Source organism: Streptomyces sp. NPDC007205 (assembly GCF_040634095.1).
In the GTDB taxonomy this organism is placed as follows: domain Bacteria; phylum Actinomycetota; class Actinomycetes; order Streptomycetales; family Streptomycetaceae; genus Streptomyces.
Window position 1 is genome coordinate 64974 of the sequence record NZ_JBEYEW010000020.1, and the last position, 19250, is coordinate 84223.

At 71.7% G+C, this 19250-nt stretch carries 15 protein-coding genes; 7 read left to right on the forward strand and 8 right to left on the reverse strand.

What is annotated here, in order from left to right; all coding sequences use genetic code 11:
• The first annotated feature begins 624 nt into the window (after positions 1 to 624).
• Positions 625 to 3237, forward strand: a complete 2613-nt coding sequence (gene mgtA / locus ABZ624_RS28235; protein WP_360094903.1) for a magnesium-translocating P-type ATPase — start codon at positions 625 to 627, stop codon at positions 3235 to 3237.
• 72 nt (positions 3238 to 3309) lie between these two features.
• Here the strand turns inward: mgtA and ABZ624_RS28240 are convergent, their stop codons facing one another.
• Entirely contained in the window at positions 3310 to 4185 is an 876-nt protein-coding gene (locus ABZ624_RS28240; protein WP_360094712.1) for a slipin family protein, read from the reverse strand.
• Between the two features lie 852 nt (positions 4186 to 5037).
• On the opposite strand from ABZ624_RS28240, the gene ABZ624_RS28245 reads away from it, so the two are divergent.
• Positions 5038 to 6414, forward strand: a complete 1377-nt coding sequence (locus ABZ624_RS28245) for an MFS transporter (RefSeq protein WP_360094715.1) — start codon at positions 5038 to 5040, stop codon at positions 6412 to 6414.
• Between the two features lie 49 nt (positions 6415 to 6463).
• On the opposite strand, the gene ABZ624_RS28250 is transcribed toward ABZ624_RS28245, so the two are convergent.
• From ABZ624_RS28250 to lnt, 4 genes are all read right to left on the reverse strand, one after another.
• The gene (locus ABZ624_RS28250; protein ID WP_360094717.1) at positions 6464 to 8383 is read right to left on the reverse strand and encodes a helix-turn-helix domain-containing protein; all 1920 of its coding nucleotides are present in this window, start codon (positions 8381 to 8383) and stop codon (positions 6464 to 6466) included.
• Between the two features lie 76 nt (positions 8384 to 8459).
• The gene (locus ABZ624_RS28255) at positions 8460 to 9275 is read right to left on the reverse strand and encodes a 3-hydroxybutyrate dehydrogenase (RefSeq protein ID WP_360094720.1); all 816 of its coding nucleotides are present in this window, start codon (positions 9273 to 9275) and stop codon (positions 8460 to 8462) included.
• A 54-nt stretch (positions 9276 to 9329) separates the two neighbouring features.
• On the reverse strand, positions 9330 to 9809 hold the full coding sequence (locus tag ABZ624_RS28260; RefSeq protein ID WP_360094723.1) for an NUDIX domain-containing protein: 480 nt from the start codon (positions 9807 to 9809) through the stop codon (positions 9330 to 9332).
• 154 nt (positions 9810 to 9963) lie between these two features.
• On the reverse strand, positions 9964 to 11574 hold the full coding sequence (lnt, locus tag ABZ624_RS28265) for an apolipoprotein N-acyltransferase (protein WP_360094726.1): 1611 nt from the start codon (positions 11572 to 11574) through the stop codon (positions 9964 to 9966).
• Positions 11575 to 11863: 289 nt separating this feature from the next.
• On the opposite strand from lnt, the gene ABZ624_RS28270 reads away from it, so the two are divergent.
• Positions 11864 to 12835, forward strand: a complete 972-nt coding sequence (locus ABZ624_RS28270) for an O-antigen ligase family protein (protein ID WP_360094906.1) — start codon at positions 11864 to 11866, stop codon at positions 12833 to 12835.
• A gap of 14 nt (positions 12836 to 12849) precedes the next feature.
• Here ABZ624_RS28270 and ABZ624_RS28275 read toward each other — a convergent pair whose 3' ends face one another.
• Entirely contained in the window at positions 12850 to 13395 is a 546-nt protein-coding gene (locus ABZ624_RS28275; protein ID WP_360094729.1) for a hypothetical protein, read from the reverse strand.
• A gap of 106 nt (positions 13396 to 13501) precedes the next feature.
• Positions 13502 to 14287 (reverse strand): aspartate/glutamate racemase family protein, encoded by a 786-nt coding sequence (locus ABZ624_RS28280; protein ID WP_360094732.1) that lies wholly within the window; start codon positions 14285 to 14287, stop codon positions 13502 to 13504.
• Positions 14288 to 14326: 39 nt separating this feature from the next.
• Here ABZ624_RS28280 and ABZ624_RS28285 point away from each other — a divergent pair, with 39 nt between their 5' ends.
• The gene (locus ABZ624_RS28285; protein ID WP_360094735.1) at positions 14327 to 15520 is read left to right on the forward strand and encodes a glycosyltransferase; all 1194 of its coding nucleotides are present in this window, start codon (positions 14327 to 14329) and stop codon (positions 15518 to 15520) included.
• A 6-nt stretch (positions 15521 to 15526) separates the two neighbouring features.
• Here the strand turns inward: ABZ624_RS28285 and ABZ624_RS28290 are convergent, their stop codons facing one another.
• Complete coding sequence (locus ABZ624_RS28290; protein WP_360094738.1) at positions 15527 to 16825, reverse strand: TerD family protein; 1299 nt, start codon at positions 16823 to 16825, stop codon at positions 15527 to 15529.
• Positions 16826 to 17101: 276 nt separating this feature from the next.
• On the opposite strand from ABZ624_RS28290, the gene ABZ624_RS28295 reads away from it, so the two are divergent.
• The 3 genes from ABZ624_RS28295 to ABZ624_RS28305 all read left to right on the forward strand — a co-directional run bounded on the left by ABZ624_RS28295 (position 17102) and on the right by ABZ624_RS28305 (position 19196).
• Entirely contained in the window at positions 17102 to 17539 is a 438-nt protein-coding gene (locus ABZ624_RS28295) for a DUF6643 family protein (RefSeq protein WP_360094741.1), read from the forward strand.
• Between the two features lie 43 nt (positions 17540 to 17582).
• Complete coding sequence (locus tag ABZ624_RS28300) at positions 17583 to 18407, forward strand: MOSC N-terminal beta barrel domain-containing protein (protein ID WP_360094744.1); 825 nt, start codon at positions 17583 to 17585, stop codon at positions 18405 to 18407.
• Between the two features lie 183 nt (positions 18408 to 18590).
• Entirely contained in the window at positions 18591 to 19196 is a 606-nt protein-coding gene (locus ABZ624_RS28305; protein WP_360094747.1) for a hypothetical protein, read from the forward strand.
• Positions 19197 to 19250: the final 54 nt, after the last annotated feature.

Consider the following 19250-nt stretch of genomic DNA (forward strand, 5'->3'; position numbering starts at 1 on the left):
CCGATGCGCCCATGCACTACTCGGGTACAACGTTACGCGCTGGGAAGCCCGGACCGGTTACTCGGGGACCTGACTATCGGCGGCGACCGTATTGAGCCTGGCTCCGGAGACGCCATGCCCTGCGGCCTTACAGAGGCACAGCAACACCTCATCCGCGACATCCATGGCGCCGTCTGTGGGAACGCCAACGCAGCCGAGGGTGGGGACGCAGGTCCTTCGGCGGCCTCTGGCGAGAGGGATGATCGGCATCCGCTGGGCCTGCCTGGCCTGTCGCATCCGTTCTTTCTGGGCCGGTCAGCTGCGTTTTTGCTGTTGAGGCTCCGATCGGCAGAGATGAGGTGCTGGGTCGTCTCTCTTTCATGGGGGGCAGCTCTGTCGGGTTATGGGGGTGTGGGAGGAACTGGTGCGTGCAATGCTGGATCCCCGGAGTGCGCCCCGGTTTTTGGACTCCTCGTCCTCACCGGGCGTGACAGCCCAGGGCGGCGATGCGATGACCAAGCAGCAGTGCCGGGCTTGTGAGACCAGCCAGTACCCCGCACCAATGAATGGTCCCCCCTCCTCCGGAGGCGGGGCCGGGTGAGCGCCTTTGCTCCGGCGCAGCCGCCCGTGCTCGCGCCCGGGATTGTGCCGGCAGCGGCCGTGTCGGGGGACGATGTACTTCGTCAGCTCAGTGTCGTCGCCGGGGAGGGCCTGGGAGTCGAGGAGGCCGCGCGACGGCAGGCGCAGTTCGGCCCCAACGCGGTCGCTACGCACCGTGCCCGAGTGTTCCCCGTGTTGTGGCATCAGCTGCGCTCGCCGCTGCTCGGACTGCTGGTGGCAGCCGCCGTCGCGTCTTTCCTAGTGGGAGAGCGCAGCGATGCGGTGATCATCGGGGTGATCGTGACTGCGTCCGTCGGGCTGGGATTCGTCAACGAGTACCGGGCCGAGAAGGCGGCCGAGGCGCTGCACTCCCAGATCCACCACCAGACGGTGGTGCTGCGCGACGGCCGGGCGACCCTGGTGGATGTCACGGCATTGGTGCCTGGTGATGTGGTGGAACTCCGTCTGGGTGACATCGTTCCCGCCGACTTGCGGCTGCTGGAGGTCACCGGTCTGGAGTGCGACGAGTCGGTGCTGACCGGCGAGTCGCTGCCCGTGGGCAAGAACCTCGCCGCGGTCGCGGCCGGGACCCCGCTGGCCGAATTGTCCGGGTGCGCTCTCATGGGGACGGTTGTCCGGACAGGCGCTGCCCGCGGGGTGGTGGTGGCCACCGGGGCGCATGCCGAGTTCGGCAAGATCGCCGCCGGGCTCGACACTCATCCGCTGGACACTGAGTTCCAAGTCGGCCTGCGGCGCTTTTCTCTGCTGCTGGTCTACGTCGCGGGCGCGTTGACGACATCGATCTTCGTAATCAACGTGGCCCTGCACAAGCCGATCATCGACGCGCTGCTGTTCTCGCTGGCCATCGCGGTCGGTATCACGCCGCAGTTGCTGCCCGCCGTCGTCTCGACCAGCCTGGCTGCCGGCTCACGCCGGATGAGCCGGCGCAAGGTGCTGGTCAAGCGGCTGGTCTGTATCGAGGACCTGGGCGACGTCGATGTCCTGTTCACCGACAAGACCGGCACCCTCACCATGGGCCGCATCGAGTACATGCGCGCCGTTCCCGTCGGCGGCCACAGCTCCGAGGCGGTCGTGAAGTGGGGGCTGCTCAGCGCCGAGAACTCGGCGCGGGACGCACAGGACGTGGGCGGGAACCCGCTGGACCAGGCCCTGTGGCGGTCTCCGGCCGCTACGGGCGAGCGGTCCGCCCTTGACGGGTACACACAGCTCGCGGTGCTGCCCTTCAATCACGAACGCCGCATGATCTCGGTCCTGGTTCGGGACAGGGACGGCCGTTCGAGCCTGGTCACCAAGGGGGCTCCGGAGACCGTCCTGGACCGCTGCGTCGACGTCCCGCCGACGGCACGTGACGCGCTGGCGGCGGAGTTCGCCGCAGGAAACCGGGTGATCGCCGTCGCCACCCGGCCCGTCGCCGCCGGAACGCAGGCCGTCGGCCCCGAGGACGAGCGGGAGCTGAGCCTGGCCGGACTGCTGGTGTTCCTCGACCCACCCAAACCCGACGCCGCCACCGCTCTGTCCAGACTCACCGGCCTCGGTATCGCGGTGAAGGTCGTCACCGGCGACAACGCCGCAGTCGCCGCCAAGGTCTGCCGCGACCTGGGGCTCACCGACGCGGGCACGATGACCGGCAGCGAAATCGACGCCCTGGACGACGCACAACTGGCCGAAGCGATCACCAGGACCACCGTCTTCGCACGAGTGAGTCCTGAGACCAAGGCCCGTATCGTGCACGCGCAACGGCGCAGCCGCGGCGGCGTGGCGTTCCTGGGCGACGGAGTCAACGACGCACTGGCCCTGCACGCGGCCGACGTGGGCATCTCCGTCGACTCGGCCACCGACGTCGCCAAGGACTCAGCCGACGTCATCCTGCTGGAGAAGGACCTCAACGTCCTCGCAGACGGTGTGGCCGAGGGCCGCAGGATCTTCGCCAACACCATCAAGTACGTATTGATGGGCACCTCCAGCAACTTCGGCAACATGGCCTCCGCCGCGGGCGCCTCGCTGTTCCTGTCCTTCCTGCCGATGCTCCCCTCGCAGATCCTGCTGAACAACCTCCTCTACGACAGCAGTCAGCTGGCCATCCCGACGGACAACGTCGACGAGGAACAGCTGCGCAAGCCCTCGCACTGGGACATCGCCTTCATCCGCCGCTTCATGATCTCCTTCGGGCCCCTCAGCTCGGTGTTCGACTTCGTCACCTTCGGCGTCATGCTCTGGGTCTTCCACTCCGGCCCGGCCCAGTTCCGCTCCGGCTGGTTCGTCGAATCGCTGGCCACCCAGACCCTGGTGATCTTCGCCATCCGCACCCGGCGCATCCCGTTCTTCCGCAGCCACCCCAGCCTGCCGCTGACCCTCGCCGCGCTCGGCGTCGTCACCGTCGGCGCGGTGCTGCCGACCACCCCGCTCGCCCACACCCTGGGCTTCCAGCCACTTCCCGGGGCGTTCTTCGCCACATTGGTCGGCATGATCCTCGCCTACCTGGCTCTCATCGAGATCGGCAAACGGCTGTTCTACGGAGCGGCAGCCCCCGCACCCCCGGTTCCCGGGCACTACGCCGGCCGCCGCCACCTGCGACGCCGCGCCGGCCGCTTCAGCACCGCCGCGCCCCAGCCCACGCCGGTCGACGGCCCACCGTGATAGAGACCGTCAACTGGCGTGGGGTAGGGCGACGACGGCAAGCGCATCACCATGCTGTGACTACAGGGGGCCTCACTTGGTCTCGGTCGTCCCGTTCGGCGCCGGCACCCGAGCGGAGTTGGTCAGATCGAGGGCCGGTACGGGCGTGGGAGAAGACGGCGGCGCCGTGGCGGCGGCCGCGTTCGCCTCGCGGGCCAGGAACGCGCCGAGGTCTCCGATGGTGCTCATCAGCGGTGCCGGGAAGACGACGGTGGTGTTCTTGTCCACGCCGATCTCGACCAGGCTCTGCAGGTTGCGCAGTTGCAGAGCGAGCGGGTGAGCCATCATCGTGTCGGAAGCGTCGCCCAGAGCGGCAGCGGCCAGGGATTCACCCTCGGCGTTGATGATCTTGGATCGCTTCTCCCGCTCGGCCTCGGCCTGCCGGGCCATCGCGCGCTTCATGGACTCAGGCAGCTGAATGTCCTTGAGCTCGACCAGGGTGACCTCGACACCCCATTCTGTGGTGGTGACGTCGAGGATCTGACGGATGTCCAGGTTGATGCGGTCCGTCTCGGACAGGGTCTCGTCCAGGGTGTGCTGGCCCACGACCTTACGCAGGGTGGTCTGGGCGATCTGGTCGATCGCGGAGTTCACGTTCTCGATCGCGATGACCGACTTGACCGCGTCGACCACACGGAAGTAAGCCACGGCCGAGACGTCAACGCTGACATTGTCCTGGGTGATGATGCCCTGCGACTGGATCGGCATGGTGACGATACGCAGCGAGATGCGGTGCAGGACGTCGACGAACGGGATGATGAACCGCAACCCGGGCCCGCGTGTCCCGACCAGCCGGCCGAACCGGAACAGGACACCGTTCTCGAACTGCCGGACGATCCGGATCGCCATCGCCAGCCCGATCAGGACCAGAACGGCCACCACCACCAGGACCACGATCAAGGCGGCCATGTTTCGCTCCCTCGGAGGATGGACCGGGGCGATGGGGCGCCAGGTCCGGAAAGGCGTCGCCGCAGCGGGGGCGCCGGGTGGCGCGAGACCGCTTCTCGGCCTCACTGCGAGCCTGCTCCACCCGCCCTGCAGGACAGCAGGGCCGATCGGCCCTGCTGCCCCCGCGACCGGCCCTTGCACTTGTCGGCACCGACCCCGACGCCAACCGGCCCGAGACCACCTGGCTCGAGCACGTCACCGACAAGCAGGACCGCGCCACACGCACGCACAGCCGGTGCCCCTCATGCACGCGAAGGCAGATCGGCCCCCGTCCACGTTCACCACCACCGCCACCACCACCGGACCAAACCGCAATCCCGCACCTCTCACGGCCCTGCCTCGGAACAACCGAGCAACGGAGACCGCCGGTCGCGTCCCCCTCCTAAGTTCCGGACCATACCCGGGCCCAACGTTTGCGGAGCGGCGAAGCCGGGTCGGCCTCTCAGTCCGGCCACCTACCGCGCACGACCCTGAGCCGATCAGCCCCGAGATGTCCGAGTTCTACGGAGCGTAGTCAGCACCAAGTCAGCACGGGAGGGGTGAGGACGGGTGATGACGTGGGCTTTTAGTCAGCACCAAACCAGCACGGGAGTCAGCACCGCACCGTCAAATCACCCCGAACTGCGCGTCCCGGACAGTACTCGTTTCGACCACCTTCGAGCCCCTGAACCGCCCTTCCGTGAGCCGGCATGGTGGCGGCACGCATAGCCAATACTCGAACTATGTTGCCCCACCACATGGGCCTCTGACCTGCATCTTCCTACCGTGTGCCGACACCTACCCGTCCCCACCGCACACGAGGAAGTGGCGCACATGGCCTCCGGAACAACCGCTCCCCCACCCCCCGCCAGCCTCCCCAGAATCGTCGCCGCCAGTCTCATCGGCACCACCATCGAGTGGTACGACTTCTTCCTCTACGGCTCGGCCGCCGCGCTGGTGTTCAACAAGCTGTTCTTTCCGGACTCGGATCCGCTCGTCGGGACGCTGCTGTCGTTCCTGACGTATGCCGTCGGGTTCGCGGCCCGCCCGTTGGGGGCGCTCGTGTTCGGGCACTACGGTGACCGGCTGGGGCGCAAGAAGCTGCTGGTGCTGAGCCTGGTGATGATGGGCGGGGCGACGTTCGCCATCGGGCTGTTGCCCACGCACGCCACGGTCGGATCCGCCGCGCCCGTGCTCCTCACCGTGCTGCGGCTCATCCAGGGGTTCGCACTCGGCGGTGAGTGGGGCGGTGCCGTTCTGTTGGTGTCGGAGCACGGGGATGCGCGGCGGCGCGGCTTCTGGGCCTCGTGGCCGCAGACCGGCGCGCCGGCGGGGCAGTTGCTCGCGACCGGTGTGCTCTCGCTGCTGACCGCCGTGCTCTCCGACGGTGCCTTCGGGGCATGGGGCTGGCGGATCCCGTTCCTGTTTTCTGGCGTGCTCGTGCTCATCGGTCTGTGGATTCGGCTGTCCGTCGACGAATCGCCCGTGTTCAAGGAGGCGTTGGCAAGGGCTGAGACCCGGCGCGCGGGCGAGCCGGAGAAGCTGCCGCTCGTCTCCGTGCTGCGGGATCACTGGCGGGACGTGCTGGTGGCGATGGGCGCACGCATGGCCGAGAACATCAGCTACTACGTCATCACCGCCTTCATCCTGGTCTATGCCACCACATCGGCCGACGTCTCCAAGCAGACGGCGCTCAACGCCGTGCTCATCGGCTCCGCCGTGCACTTCGCCGTCATCCCGGGCTGGGGCGCACTGTCCGACCGGATCGGTCGGCGGCCGGTGTATCTGTTCGGCGCGGCCGGAGTGGGGCTGTGGATGTTCCCGTTCTTCTCGCTCACGGACACCGGTTCGTTCGGGTACCTGATCCTGGCCGTGACCGTCGGGCTCGTACTGCACGGCGCCATGTACGCGCCCCAGGCCGCCTTCTTCGCGGAGATGTTCGCCACCCGGACGCGGTACTCGGGCGCGTCCATCGGCGCCCAGTTCGCCTCCGTGGCGGCGGGCGCACCGGCCCCGCTCATCGCCACCGCGCTGCTCGACGACTACGGCAGCCCCACCCCGATCGCCCTGTATGTGATCGCCGCCGCGGTGCTGACCCTGGTCGCCGTGGGCGTGGCCCGGGAGACGCGGCACCGGGATCTCGCCCGTGTCGAGGCCGAGGACGGCGAGTCCGCCGGTGCCGGTCCCGCCGCCGAGGCACGGACGGCCTGACCGGGGATTTCGCACCCCGGGCCCCCGTACGGCAGGTCCGTACGGGGGGTCAGCGTCTGTCCGGAGCCGCCAACCGGTGCAGCCTCAGGGCCAGTTGGATCTCAAGGGCGCGGGCCGGGGTCTGCCAGTCCTCCCCCAGCAGCCGGCCCACCCGCTCCAGCCGCTGGGCGACCGTGTTCACATGGACGTGCAAGGCGTCCTTGGTGCGGGCCGGGCTCATCCCGCAGGCGAAGTACGCGTCCAGGGTGCGCAGCAGTTCCGTACCCCGGCGCTCGTCGTAGGACACGACCGGGCCGACGGTGCGGTCGACGAAGCCGGAGACGTCCCGGTCGCCTGCCAGGAGCAGACCGAGGAAGCCGAAGTCCTCGGCCGCCGCACCGTCCCCGGCCCGGCCCAGCAGGTGCAGTGCCTCCAGACAGCGACGGCCCTCGGCGTAGGCGGCGGCGACGGTCTCGGGGCGGGCGGTGAGGTCGGTGACCGGGGCCGAGGCGCCGACCGTGACGGGTTGGTGGACCGCCGTGCCCAGTTGCCCGGCCGTGCGGCGGGCCAGCTCCGTGGCGGTGACGCCGGCGGTGAGCGGCAGCAGCAGGACGGTGCCGCCGTCGCGTGCCGCGGCCAGGCCCTGCCGGGTCGCGGCGAGGTGGGAGGCGGCCGACCACAGGCGACGGCGGGCCGCGGCCTCCTCGTCGGCGTCGGCCGCCGGGCCGTCGAGGCGGGCGGCGAGCACGACATGGGTGGCGTCCAGGTCTGCGTCCAGCCGGGCGGCGCGTTCACGCAGCAGGCGCGGATCCCGGTCGCGCGCCTCCAGCAGGTCGTCCAGCAGCTCGCCGCGCACGCGCTGTTCGGCCTCGGCCGCCGAACGGCGGGCGAGCAGAAGCAGCGAGGTGACCATCGCCGCGCGCTCAAGGGTGCGCTGGTCGACGGGGTCGAGGCCGGGGTGCCCGCGCAGGGCCAGCGCGCCGAGGAGTTCGCCGCCTGCGGCGACGGCGGCGATCCAGTCGCTGCCGTGTCGTACGGCGTGCCCCTCGGCACAGGACGCCTCCAGTGCCTTCGCCGGTGCCGCGGCGGCCTCGGTGAACTCGACGGTGCTGTCGAGGACTTGGGAGACGGCGGCGGCCACGTCGTGCACCCCGCCGCCGCGCAGGACGAGTTCGGCGAGCCGGTCGTGCACGTCGGAGGCCCGCTCGATGACCGCGCTGCGGTCCCGGATGATCTCGTTGGCGCGCTCCAGGCCGGCCAGGGCCGCGCGGGTCTCGGTGAGCAGATGGGCGGTGTCGATCGCGGCTGCGGCGAGCGCGGCGAAGGAGCCGAGCAGGGCGATCTGGGCGCGTTCGAAGACGCGTTCCCTGCGGTCGGCGGCGAAGAGGACGCCGATGACGTGCGGGCCGGGCATGAGGGGGACGCCGAGGATGGCGACCAGGCCCTCGTCGCGGACGCCGGCGTCGATGGTGAGGGTGTGCTGGAAGCGGGCGTCCTTGAAGTAGTCGTCCGTGACGTACGGCCGGGTGGTCTGGGCGACCAGTCCGCCGAGCCCCTCGCCCATGCCGAGGCGCAGCTGCTGGAAGCGGGCGGAGACGGAGCCCTCCGTGACCCGCATGTAGGTGTCGCCGCGCGCCGGGTCGTTCAGGGTGAGGTAGGCGACGTCCGTGCCGAGCAGGGAGCGGGCGCGCTGCACGATGGCCTGCAGGACGGCGTCCAGATCGCGCAGGCCCGCGAGGTCGTGGGCGGTCTCGAACAGCGCGGACAGCTCCGCCTCGCGCCGTCGGCGTCCCTCCAGCTCGGCCCGCACGCGCAGGGCGAGCCGCTTGGCCTGTTCCAGCTCGGCGATCCGGTCGGCCGGTCTGCCCTCGGCACGGGCGAGCAGCACCGGCTGCTCGTAGGCCTCCGGGGAGGCGTCGCGGGCCAGCAGCGCGAGGTACGCGGCCTCGGCGCTGCCGCTGGGTGCCGACTGAACGTGATCGCGGGACATGGTCACAGGATTCCGCATCCGCCGCCCGGCCCGTCGGGCCTGTGGAAAACTCCCCGGCCGGGCGCCGCCGGGCCCTTCAGTGGGCCGTCCATCCGCCGTCGAGCACCAGCGAGGTGCCGGTGACGAAGGACGCCTGCGGGCTGCACAGGTAGGCCACCGCCTCGGCGACCTCCTCCGGTTCGATGAGCCGCCGTACCGCACTGTCCTTCAGCAGGACCTCGGACAGCACCCGCTCCTCGGGGATGCCGTGCGCCTGCGCCTGGTCGGCGATCTGCTTCTCCACCAGGGGTGTGCGCACATAGGCAGGGTTCACACAGTTCGATGTCACCCCATGGGCGGCGCCTTCCAGGGCGGCCGTCTTCGACAGGCCCTCAAGACCGTGTTTGGCGGCCACATAGGCGGACTTGAAAGCGGAGGCGCGCAGCCCATGGACGGAGGACACATTGACGATCCGGCCCCAGCCCTGTGCGTACATGTGCGGCAGGGCACCGCGGATGAGGCGGAACGGCGCCTCCAGCATCACGGTCAGCACGGTGTGGAAGACCTCGGGCGGGAACTCCTCGAGCGGGCGCACCAGTTGCAGCCCGGCGTTGTTGACCAGCACGTCGGTGCCGGCGGCGGCGCGTTCGGCGGCGTCGAGGTCGGTGAGGTCCACGACATGCGGTACGACGGTCCCCGCGAGGTCACCGGTCCGTTCCGCCTGCTGGGCGAGCTCGGCCAGGCCGGTCTCGTCCCGGTCGACGGCCCGCACCTGCGCACCGGCGGCGGCGAGCCGCAGGGCACAGGCCCGGCCGATGCCGCCGGCGGCACCGGTGACGAGGGCGGTGCGGCCGCCGAGGTCGAGGGCGAGGGGCTGCGGGCGAAGGCCGGGCGGAGGGCTGGACGAGGTCATGTGCCGACCCTAAGCGGGACCCATCCGTCACCACATATGGTGGCCACCCATAGTTCAGCCCGCAGTCGTAGGGTCGAACCATGTGGGTGCCTCGGACATGGCCTGCTTGATCCGGAAGCGGCCGAACTCCTGGAGATCGGGCAGCGCGTCCACCTCGAACCAGCCCACGTCCAGTGACTCGTCGTCGTTGACCCGGGCCTCGCCCCCCACGGCCCGGCAGCGGATGGTGATGTCCATGTACTGACACTGGTCGCCGTTGGGGTAGGTGACCGGATCCAGGGCCTGGACGAGGACCACCCGCTCGGCCACGCAGTGCACCGCCGTCTCCTCGAAGACCTCCCGCACGGCACAGGCCGCGGGCTGCTCGCCCGGCTCCGGGATGCCGCCGATCAACGACCACTTGCGCGTGTCGGACCGCCGGCCCAGGAGCACCCTGCCCTCGTCGTCGAAGACGACGGCGGTGATCCCGGGGAGCCAGAGCAGCTGCCGGCCGGCGGAGGCCCGGAGCGTGCGGATGAAGTCAGGAGTAGCCATGGGCCCGACCCTAACCGGCCGGGCGCGCGCTCCCCCGGCAGTCCAGGGAGCCTGCGCACCGTTTCGCAGGACGGATGCCGGAGCCTGCGCACCGTTTCGCAGGACGGATGCCGGTCGTACATCCCCATGCCGCCGGCGCGTGCCGGTCGCAGGGCTACACGTCAGCCGCACGCCGACGGCGCAGCCCCGACCCGATCGCCCAGCCGATCCCGCCCGCCGCGACCAGCACCAGGGCGATCTCCGGAAGGATGCCCAGCTCGGTCGCCGGGGTCTTCGACGTGCGCAGCGGCACCTTCTGCACGAGATGGCCGGGCACGAACATGCCGGTCTTCTGGGTGATCCTGCCGTCCGGCATGATGATCGCGCTCACGCCGCTGGTCACCGGCACGGTCACCGTGCGGCTGTGCTCGACGGCACGGATCCGGGACATGGCGAGCTGCTGGTAGGTCATCTCGCTGCGGTCGAAGGTCGCGTTGTTGCTCGGCACGGAGATCATCTCCGCGCCGTGCGTCACGGTGTCCCGCACGGCCCAGTCGAACGCGGCCTCGTAGCAGGTGGCGAGGCCCACCTTGGCGCCGTCGATGTCGAACACGCCCGGCGTGCCGCCCCGGTTGAAGTCCTTCCGGACCATGCTGGTCCAGTTCTTGTTGATCGCGCCGACGAGCCCGCGCAGCGGGAGGTACTCGCCGAACGGCTGGATCTGCCGCTTGTCGTAGGTCTGCGTCGGCCCCTTGACCGGGTCCCACAGGATCTGCTCGTTGAGCTGTTTGCCGTCCTTCTCGACGACGCCGCCGACCGAGACGGGCACTCCGACCGCCTGTGCCGCGCCCTCGATGACGGCGGCCGCGTCGGGATTGGTGTAGGGATCGATGTCGGAGGAGTTCTCCGGCCACAGCACGTAGTCGGGCTTCGGGACCTTCCCCGCCTTGATGTCGGCGGCGAGCTTGAGCGTCTCGCGTACGTGGTAGTCCAGGACGGCTCGCCGCTGGGCGCTGAACTCCAGTCCCGAGCGCGGCACGTTGCCCTGGATGACCGCGACGGTCCTGGTGCCGTCCTCGGCCTTGTCGCTCACCAGCGGCCGGGCGGCGACCGCGCCCGCCACCGGGACGGCCACGCTCAGCAGCGCGGCGGCAGCGGCCCCGCGCCGCACGGCATGCGTCCGGCGCCGCCCGGCGATCAGCCGGCCGGCCTCGTACAGGCCGAATCCGCAGAGCACGACCGCGAAGCCGAGCACGGGCGTGCCGCCCACCGCGGCGAGCGGCAGGAAGACGCCGTCCGCCTGCCCGAACGCGATCTTGCCCCAGGGGAAGCCCCGGAAGGGCGCACGCGCGCGTACCGCCTCGCCCGCGATCCAGACGGCGGCCGCCCACACCGGCCAGGCGGGCAGCCTGGAGACGGCGGCGACACCGACACCGACCAACGCGATGAAGGCCGCCTCGATGGCGACGAGGGCCAGCCAGGGACCGGGACCGACCTCCACGCCGGTCCACACCAGCAGCGGCAGCAGGAAGCCGAGTCCGAAGAGGTAGCCGAGGCCGAGGGCCGCCTTCCAGCCGCGGCCGCGCAGCACCCAGCCGAAACCGGCGAAGGCGGGCAGCGCCAGCCACCACAGGGGTCGCGGCGGGAAGCTGACGTAGAGCAGCAGTCCGCAGAGCGCGGAGACGACGGCCGGGACCAGGCGCAGCAGCCGGCCGCCGCGTACGCCGGAGGCGGAGGACGGCTGGAGTTGGTCCTGCTGGTCCACGGAGGTTGCGGTGACGGTCACCCGGGTGAGTGTACGGCGGGGGCTGTGCCGTCGACAGCGAGGTACGGCGGCGGGCACCGGAGCGGAAAGAACCCTTCCGTCGCATCTCGTCCACAAACCGGTCGTCAGCCGCTACGGTGTGCCCAGCCTCGGCAGTGCGGCCGGAACCGGCGCCGTGCCCGGCCGTGGCCGGAGACAAGGTCGGGGACGGGGGCGAGGGGCGGCAGTGGGGGCGACGGAGACGAGGCCCGTGGCCGGGGTGGACGGGGACGCGGCCGACGACAGACGAAACGTTTCTGACGGCACGGGGATGATCCTGCTCGGCGCCTGCGCCGCATGGTCGCTGATCACTGCGGCGGCCCACGACGGACGGCCCGAGGGCGTCCTGCTCGCGGTGCTCGCCGTGGCCGCCGGTCACGCCGCCGGCCGGGTCTCCGGGGCGCTGCTGCCGGTGGCCGCGCCCTGCGCCGGCGCGGTGGCCGGACTCGCGCTGGCCGTGGCCCTGCCCGGCCTCTCCGCCGGTCCCCGGTACGCCGCACCGCTCGGACACGCCGGCGGCACGGCCGCCCTGCTTGCGCTGGCCACCGGAGCCGCGTGCTGTGCCGCCTGGTCGACATCCGTACCGGGGCTGCGACTGCCGCTGCGGGTGCTGGCCGCCGGGATCGTGCCGGCCGGCGCGGTGCTGGGGTCGGAGGCCGGCTGCGTGGCGAGTGCGGCCGTGCTGCTGTGTTCGCTCGCCGCGGGCTCGGTGTCCCGCCGTGGGGGGTGCCTGCTGGGTCTGGCGGTGGCGGCGGCGCTGGTGGCCGGGGCGACCTGGGCGCTCGCCTCGGACGTGCTGCCGGGCGGCCTCGCCGGGGTGGCCGAGGGCCGGCTGACCGGGAACCGGACGGCACTGTGGCAGGACACCCTGCGACTGGCGGGCCGGAACCCGGCGCTCGGGGTCGGTCCGGGACGGCTCGGTGAGCTGGGCGGCACGGCGTCGCAGACGCCGTCCGCCGACGGCAAACCGCACTCCGCCCTGCTGCAGCTGGCGGCGGAACAGGGGCTCGTCGGGGTCTTCCTGGTCGCCGCCGCGTTCTGCTGGGTGCTGCACGCGCTCTGGCGCTCTCCCCGCTCCACCCCGGTGGCTCTCACCGCCGGCGCCGCGCTGACGGCGCTGGCCGTGTGCGCCACGGTGAGCAACGCGCTGAGCTTCACCACGGTGACCGTGGGCGCGGGGCTGCTCGCCGGCTGGGCGACGGCGCGGCCGTGGCCGCGCGACAGCACGGAGCCCCGGCTCTGAGCGGTGTCTTGCCCTCAGCGGGCCGGACCCGAGCCGGTGGTCCGCAGCCGGGCCCTGATGACCTGTACCGCCGACTCCGCGTTGTCCACGGTGATCGTGAAGGTGTGGCCGTCCCACAGGCGCAGCACGATGCCCTCGCCCCGGCGTACGACGACGGCGGTGCCCTTCTCGGGCCGCCACCGGTAGCCCCAGCCCCCCCAGTGCCTGGGCGTGACGAGGGCGGTGAACTCGGCACCGGCCACGTGCGAGAGCGGGATGCGGCGGCGCGGCAGCCCTATGTGGCCGCAGCGGACCTCCAGGGACTCCTTGTCGAGCTTGAGGTCGACGTGCACGAAGGCGAGCGTGCCGAAGAGGACCAGCAGACCGGCGGCGATGCAGCCCACGACGGACATCACCAGCGGGGCGACTCCGGCGGTCCATGCCGAGTCCACCGCCAGCTCGATGCCGAGCGCCATGCAGGCCGCGCCGACCAGCGCCAGCAGCCACTGGACTCGGTTGGTGGCGCGCCCGGTCCACACATCGGGGTTCGGGCTGTCGTCGGCGTGGACGTGGTCCCTCATGTTTATGAGGTTACTCAGGTTTCGCTGCGCGGGTAGGCCGTGGCGGAGCGTGACTGACCCGAGTGGGCCAGGGCGGCCCCGGGCCGGGTCTGCGGTCGTGCGGCCGTCAGCGGACGGGGCTGACCGCCTGCAGGAAACGGCCTTCCTCGTAGGCCAGAGCCGTGTCCGGGAGCATGGCCTCGCGTCCGCTGAGCAGCACCGTGAGGCTGGTGTCGGCGACGGCGGCCGGGTCCGGTTCCGCTCCGATCCGGCGCAGGGCCTGTGCGGCCACCGCCCCGGCGGAGCCGTGCAGTATGAGCGGCGGGCGGCCGGGCCGCTGGACGGCTGCCCGGATGCGCTCGCCGACCAGCTCGTAGTTGGTGCAGCCCAGGACGACGGTGGTCACGTCCTCGGGGGTGCGCGCGGCGGCCGAAGCGATGGCGGCCTCGATCGCGGCCTCGTCCGCGTGGTGCACCGCGTCCGCGAGGCCGGGGCAGGCCACCTCGGTGACGGCCGCCCCGGTGGCGAACCGCTCGATCAGGTTCCGCTGGTAGGCGCTGCCCGTGGTGGCGGGGGTGGCCCAGATCGCGACATGGCCGCCGCCCGCCGCGGCCGGCTTGATCGCCGGCACGGTGCCGATGATCGGCAGGTCCGGTTCGAAGCGGGCCCGCATCTGGGGCAGCGAGTGCACGGACGCGGTGTTGCAGGCGACGATCAGGACATCGGGCTCATGGGCGGCGGCGGCCCCGGCCACGGCGAGGGCCCGCTGTGTGATGTCCTCCGGAGTGCGTGGTCCCCAGGGCATACCGTCGGGGTCCCAGGAGAGCACGAGATCCGCGTCGGGCCGCAGCCGCCGTACCGCGGCGGCGGCGGGAAGCAGGCCGATTCCGGAGTCCATGAGCGCGATCTTCACCCGGCCACGATAGACGATCGGGCCTTGCGGCCCTCTCCGGTGGGGCAGACTGCGGGGGTGAGCGCCCTGCTGTGGATCACCGCCGTGTCGCTGGCCGCCTGGTGCTGGCTGCTGCTGTGCCAGGGCTTCTTCTGGCGCACGGACGTCCGGCTGCCGCCGCGCCGGGAACCGGACGCGTGGCCGTCCGTCTGTGTGGTGGTACCGGCCCGCGACGAGGCCGCCGTACTGCCCGAGAGCCTGCCGTCGCTGCTGACGCAGGACTATCCGGGCCGGGCCGAGGTCTTCCTGGTGGACGACGGGAGCACCGACGGCACCGGGGAGCTGGCGCGCGAGTTGTCCCGGCGGTGCGAAGGACTGCCGCTGACCGTGGGGTCGCCGGGCGAACCACCGGCGGGCTGGACGGGCAAGCTGTGGGCGGTGCGGCACGGTATCGGTCTGGCACGCGCGCGTGACCCCGAGTATCTGCTGCTGACGGACGCGGACATCGCGCACGCTCCGGACAGCCTGCGCACGCTGGTGGCGGCGGCCCGTGCCGGGGGCTTCGACGTCGTGTCGCAGATGGCGCGGCTGCGGGTGGAGAGCGTATGGGAGCGGCTGGTGGTCCCGGCGTTCGTGTACTTCTTCGCGCAGCTGTACCCCTTCCGGTGGATCGGCCGGAAGGGCGCGCGTACGGCCGCGGCGGCGGGCGGCTGTGTCCTGCTGCGCACCGGGATGGCGGAGAAGGCGCGCATCCCGGAGGCCATCCGGCACGCCGTCATCGACGACGTGGCGCTCGCGCGTGCGGTGAAGGGCGCCGGAGGGCACGTCTGGCTGGGGCTGGCCGACCGAGTGGACAGTGTGCGGCCGTATCCGCGGCTGCACGACCTGTGGCGGATGGTCTCGCGCAGCGCCTACGCCCAGTTGCGCCACAACCCGCTGCTGCTCCTCGGTACGGTCGCCGGGCTCGCGCTGGTCTACCTGGTACCGCCCGCCGCGGTGGCCGTGGGGGCGGCGGCCGGCGCCACGCCGACGGCCGTCACCGGCGCTGTGGCGTGGGCGGTGATGGCGGGGACGTATCTGCCGATGCTGCGCTACTACCGGCAGCCGAGGTGGCTGGCACCGCTGCTGCCGTTCACCGCGCTGCTGTACCTGCTGATGACGGTCGACTCGGCCGTGCAGCACTACCGGGGGCGCGGGGCCGCCTGGAAGGGCCGCACGTACGCGCGTCCCGACGCCGTGCCCGACGAGGGCTGAGCCCGGTCACTTGCGGCCGGGCGTCCAGTTCATCCCCCAGCCGTAGGCGCGGTCCATGGTGCGCTGCGGGCTGACGCCGCGCTCCGGCACCAGGTACCGCGCCTCGCGCTGTACGAGGAGGTCGCCGCCGGTGTTGGTGATCAGGGCGAGCGCGCACACCGTGGAGGGGACGGTGCACTCGTCGAGCGAGAAGTCGATCGGGGCGCCGTGCTGCGGCTGGAGGGTGACGGTGGCGTGCAGGTCGGCGAAGGAGCCGGCGCCTTGATAGATGGTGACGAAGACGAGGATGCGCCGGAAGTCCCCGGCGTGGTCGAGGTTGATGCTGAGGTTCTCGCCGCTCGCCACGGCGCCGGTGCGGTCGTCGCCGTCCAGGTGGATGTACGGCGGCCGGTGCAGCGACCCGAAGGCGTTGCCGAGGGCCTGGACGACACCTTTGCGGCCGTCGGCCAGTTCGTACAGGGCGCACAGGTCGAGGTCGATGTCTCCCTGCCCGCCTCCCCACCTGCCCCAGCCCGGAAGTTCTTTGCCCATCTGCCAGTTGAGGTTCACCCGCATGGCTCCGGAGGTGCCGCCCTGCTTGGCGAGCGAGACGGACGGCGCTGTCTTCGTGAGGGTGACCTTGGACAGGCGCACCGGCTGGGGCGCGGGGGCCGAAGGAGCCGCGGGAGGGGCCAGGGGCGCCGGCGGCACGGGCGGGGGTGCCGGGGCCGCCGCGGGCGGCGGGGGCGGTGTGACCGGGGCCGCCGCGGCGGGCGGTGCGGCATGCTGGGGCTCGTCCACGGTGATGCCGAAGTCCGTTGCCAGGCCTTCGAGTCCGCTGCTGTAGCCCTGGCCGACGGCGCGGAACTTCCACGCGCCCTGGCGGCGGTAGAACTCGCCGAGTACGAAGGCCGTCTCGACGGTCGCGCCCGGACTGTCGAAGCGGGCCACCGTCCGCCCGGTCACGGCCTCGGTCACCTCGATGTAGAGGCCGGGGACCTGTCCGAAGGTCCCGCCGTCGGCGGAGGCGGCGAGAACGATCCGCTCGATCGTGCCCTCCACGCGCGCGAGGTCGACAGAAAGGGTGTCCGCCACGCCCGCGCCAGTGGTCCTCTTCTCCTCGTGACGCACCGCGCCGGAGGGGTGGGCGGGCTGGTTGTAGAAGACGAAGTCGGCGTCGGAGCGGACCTTTCCGGAGGCGAGCAGGAGTGCGGAGGCGTCCGCGTCGGGCACCCCGGGTCCCGAGCGCCAGCCCAGTTCGACGCGCAGGGCCGTGGTCGGCACCGGCGTGTTCGACCCTTTCGGCATTGACATGTCCGCCCCCATCCGTGTCGGCTTCCGGGCACCCCCGGGTCGTCCAGGTGATCCGTACCCGGACAACCTATTCCCGGGTACGGCAGGCGCCCATGACCGGCACAGGAAGATCGCTGGTCAACTGGCGGTAACCCCGCAGGAGCTCGCCCTTTACACGATTAAAGCGTCGGCCGACGTCCATTTTTGCCGAGTTCGCTCGGATTGGGGATCCCCGGTCACTGCAGGCACGGAAAACAACCCTCTTATCGGTCTCCCCAACGAGCACATCGTGGGCTTAACTTATGTGCCATGACCTCCCCCCGCTCCACTTATGGTGGCGGCTACTACTCCGCCTCCTTCCCGGACACCCCGATCTACGACTCGCTCGTGGCCGAGCGGGGCACCCCGCAGATCGCCCCGATCCGGGTCCCCGCCGCCTACGACACGGGCAGCAGCCTGCCCGCTCTGCCGTCGGCGCTCCCCGCCCTCCCGGCGGCTCCCTCCCCGCAGGCCCCCGCCTACGGCTATCCGCAGATGCCGCAGCCCGCACCGCTGCAGCAGGCACCCACGGCGTACATCCCGCAGCAGGCGAGCGCTCCACGGGGCTACCCCAGTCCGCAGGCTCCTCAGCAGCAGCGCCCGGTGGGGATGGGCACGGGATACGAGGCGATGCGCCCGGCCGCGCCGCGGCCCGTGCCGGCCCCCTACCAGGACCCGTACAACAACCAGCAGTACCGCGGCTACTGACCGGCGCACCGGCGCTGTCGGTGCCTCCTGGCACGATGGCGTCATGGAAAACGCCGAGGTGCAGTCGATTCACGTCCATCCGGTCAAGGCGTTCCGGGGTCAGGCACCCCGGGAGGCTGTGGTGGAGCCCTGGGGCCTGACCGGAGACCGGCGCTGGACACTGATCGACGACGGGGGAAAGGTCGTCACTCAGCGCGAACAGCCGCGCCTCGCGCTGGCCGCCGCCGAGCTTCTGCCCGGCGGCGGCGTTCGTCTGTCCGCGCCCGGTCGCGCACCGCTGACGGTGTCGGTGCCCGAGCCGGCCGGCACCGTGCCGGTGAACGTCTTCGGCACCAAGGTCGAGGCGGTTCCGGCAGCCTCGGCCGCACACACCTGGTGCAGCGCCTATCTGCGGACGGACGTCCGCCTGGTGCACATGGACGATCCGGCCACCCGCCGCCCGGTCGATCCCGAGTACGCCCTGCCCGGCGAGACGGTGAGCTTCGCCGACGGCTACCCCTTGCTGGTCACCACGACCGCCTCCCTCGACGCCCTGAACTCCCTGATGGCCGAGGGCGCCCAGGCCCAGGAGGGCCCGCTGCCGATGAACCGCTTCCGGCCCAACGTCGTCGTCGCCGGCGCCGAGGCCTGGGCGGAGGACAGCTGGTCGCAGATATCGGTCGGCGACGTGGTCTTCCGGGTCGCGAAGGCGAGCGGACGCTGTGTCGTCACCACCGTCGACCAGGACACCGCCGTGCGCGGCCGGGAGCCCCTGCGCACCCTGGCGCGCCATCGCAAGGTCGGCGCACGGCTGGTCTTCGGCCAGAACCTCGTGCCCCTCTCGACCGGCACGATCAGGGTCGGGGACCCGGTCCGGGTGCTGGAGTAGCACCCGTCTCGGCTCGACGCCGGGGAACCGGGGGCGGGTCCCCGTCGTTGGGAGGACACGAAAGATTCCTGAGAGGCCGCGTGCGGGACCGTCCGCGGCTGACGTGATGTCGCTCTCTCTTGCACCGGGCCGTGGATGCGTGCCCGTGCCGGGGGTTATGACGGAGCGGAAGGGGGTGGGGACATGCGGGCGATCAGTGGCCTGTGGCGCTGGCGGCACAATCCGCTGTGCCGCACGACCGATCTGGCCGAGGCGTGGGTGGCTCTCATGGCGCTCGTGCTGATCGCCGTGGCCGCGCCCGTGACCGGATGGCTGGTCGGCGCCGCCGCCCAGCACTCGCTGCAGCGGTCCGTGCGCGAGCAGCAGCGCACGCGCCACCTCGTCACGGCCACGGTGGTGCGTGACCTGGGCGAGGTCCCGCGGGAGACCGACCCCGACGTCTCGCCGGCGCGGGAGACCCACCGCCGTGTTCTGGCGGACTGGACCGCACCGGACGGCAGCCACCGGCACGGCCCGGCGCTGGCGGACCTCAAGTCCCCGCGCACGGGAGACCGGTTCAGGCTCTGGACGGACCCGCAGGGCCGAATAACGACCCGCCCGCTGGACTCCCCCACCGCGACGACACACGCGGTGCTCGCCGGGACCGGCGCGGCCCTGCTGGCCACGGGCCTGGTCGAAGCCGCCCGGCGGCTGACCGTCTGGCGCATGGTCCGCAGCCGGTACGCAGGCTGGGACCAGGCCTGGGACCGGGCCGGCCCGGACTGGGGCAAGGCGGGCACCGGCAGCTGACGGCCTTCCGGCTCTGGTCAACTCACCCTGCACGCACGCGCTACGGTGGACCGG

Excerpts from the sequence above, each read along its gene's own strand:
- ABZ624_RS28245 (WP_360094715.1), top strand. The coding sequence starts at position 5,038 with ATGGCCTCCGGAACAACCGCTCCCCCACCCCCCGCCAGCCTCCCCAGA.
- ABZ624_RS28305 (WP_360094747.1), top strand. The coding sequence starts at position 18,591 with ATGCGGGCGATCAGTGGCCTGTGGCGCTGGCGGCACAATCCGCTGTGC.
- ABZ624_RS28270 (WP_360094906.1), top strand. The coding sequence starts at position 11,864 with ATGATCCTGCTCGGCGCCTGCGCCGCATGGTCGCTGATCACTGCGGCG.
- ABZ624_RS28275 (WP_360094729.1), bottom strand. The coding sequence starts at position 13,395 with ATGAGGGACCACGTCCACGCCGACGACAGCCCGAACCCCGATGTGTGG.
- ABZ624_RS28240 (WP_360094712.1), bottom strand. The coding sequence starts at position 4,185 with ATGGCCGCCTTGATCGTGGTCCTGGTGGTGGTGGCCGTTCTGGTCCTG.
- ABZ624_RS28290 (WP_360094738.1), bottom strand. The coding sequence starts at position 16,825 with ATGGGGGCGGACATGTCAATGCCGAAAGGGTCGAACACGCCGGTGCCG.
- ABZ624_RS28260 (WP_360094723.1), bottom strand. The coding sequence starts at position 9,809 with ATGGCTACTCCTGACTTCATCCGCACGCTCCGGGCCTCCGCCGGCCGG.
- ABZ624_RS28255 (WP_360094720.1), bottom strand. The coding sequence starts at position 9,275 with ATGACCTCGTCCAGCCCTCCGCCCGGCCTTCGCCCGCAGCCCCTCGCC.
- ABZ624_RS28250 (WP_360094717.1), bottom strand. The coding sequence starts at position 8,383 with ATGTCCCGCGATCACGTTCAGTCGGCACCCAGCGGCAGCGCCGAGGCC.
- ABZ624_RS28295 (WP_360094741.1), top strand. The coding sequence starts at position 17,102 with ATGACCTCCCCCCGCTCCACTTATGGTGGCGGCTACTACTCCGCCTCC.
- ABZ624_RS28300 (WP_360094744.1), top strand. The coding sequence starts at position 17,583 with ATGGAAAACGCCGAGGTGCAGTCGATTCACGTCCATCCGGTCAAGGCG.